Source organism: Methylobacterium tarhaniae, assembly GCF_001043955.1.
Lineage (GTDB): Bacteria > Pseudomonadota > Alphaproteobacteria > Rhizobiales > Beijerinckiaceae > Methylobacterium > Methylobacterium tarhaniae.
Window position 1 is genome coordinate 1 of record NZ_LABZ01000409.1, and the last position, 1,068, is coordinate 1,068.

Here is a 1,068-nt window from a genome sequence, read left to right on the forward strand (position 1 = left end):
GTGACGCGCGCGAGCCCCCCGGAACCTCGGCCGTCACCGCCCGTTGACCGAGCGGCCGCCCCCGACGCCGGACGGGAGGTGTGCGCCGCAGGAGCGTTCCGACGATGAAAGCCGTCAACCGCCACGCCCGCCATCTCTCCCTCGCCCGCGCCGAGCAGGCGGCCGGACAGGCCTTCGGCTTCGCCGAGGACGGTGTCGCCGCGGTCGCGATCGGGTATGGGCGGGTGGCCGGGCATCTGGCGATGACCGCCACCGGCGCGGCCGTCGCGGTGGCCTTCGCGGCGACCCTCGCCTGGGCCTTCTAAGATTCCTTAACGCTCCGACGCGTCCGCGCACGGCCATCCCCGTCGATCGCCGATCCGGCCATTGCCGACGGCGAGGGCTGCCTTAGCTCCCGCCCGGCAAGGCGGTCGCCGCAATGCGGAACCGACCGGCGGAACCTGCCTACCTCGACCGAATTTCCTGAGCGGCGCCCCACGCCGTTCGCACACTCTTGCTTTCGAAGGATGGTGGCCCGATGCGGCGCGCCCACAGCATGCCATTCGGTGCGGAGATCGGACCGGAGGGGGTGCGCTTCGCCCTCTGGGCGCCGACCGCGAAGAGCGTCGCCCTGGTGCTCGATGGCAAGGAGCACCCGCTGGAGGACCAGGGCGAGGGCTGGCGCCGCCTGACGGTGCCGGGCCTGCGGGCCGGGACCCGCTACGGCTACAGGATCGACGGCGATCTCGTGGTGCCCGATCCGGCCTCGCGCTTCCAGCCGGAGGACGTGTCGGGGCTCTCCGCGGTGGTCGATCCCGCCGCCTTCCCGTGGACGGACGGGTCTTGGGCCGGGCGCCCCTTCGAGGAGGCGGTGATCTACGAGTGCCATGTCGGCACCGCGACGCCCGAAGGCACCTACGCGGCTCTCGGCGACAAGCTCGAAGCCTTGCGCGATCTCGGCGTCACGGCGGTCGAGCTCCTGCCGCTCGCCGACTTCAAGGGCACCCGCAACTGGGGCTATGACGGCGTGCTGCCCTACGCGCCGGATTCGGCCTACGGCACCCCGGACGACCTGCGCCGCCTCGTCGA

At 72.6% G+C, this 1,068-nt stretch carries 1 protein-coding gene and 1 pseudogene; both read left to right on the forward strand.

Annotated features, from left to right (window positions below; all coding sequences use genetic code 11):
- Nucleotides 1-104 precede the first annotated feature (104 nt).
- Nucleotides 105-305 carry a hypothetical protein gene (locus tag VQ03_RS30320; RefSeq protein ID WP_048454655.1) on the forward strand — a complete coding sequence of 67 codons (201 nt, stop codon included), beginning with the start codon at nucleotides 105-107 and terminating at the stop codon, nucleotides 303-305.
- A 212-nt stretch (nucleotides 306-517) separates the two neighbouring features.
- Nucleotides 518-1,068 (forward strand): annotated as a pseudogene (locus tag VQ03_RS30325) (malto-oligosyltrehalose trehalohydrolase); the annotation flags it as partial.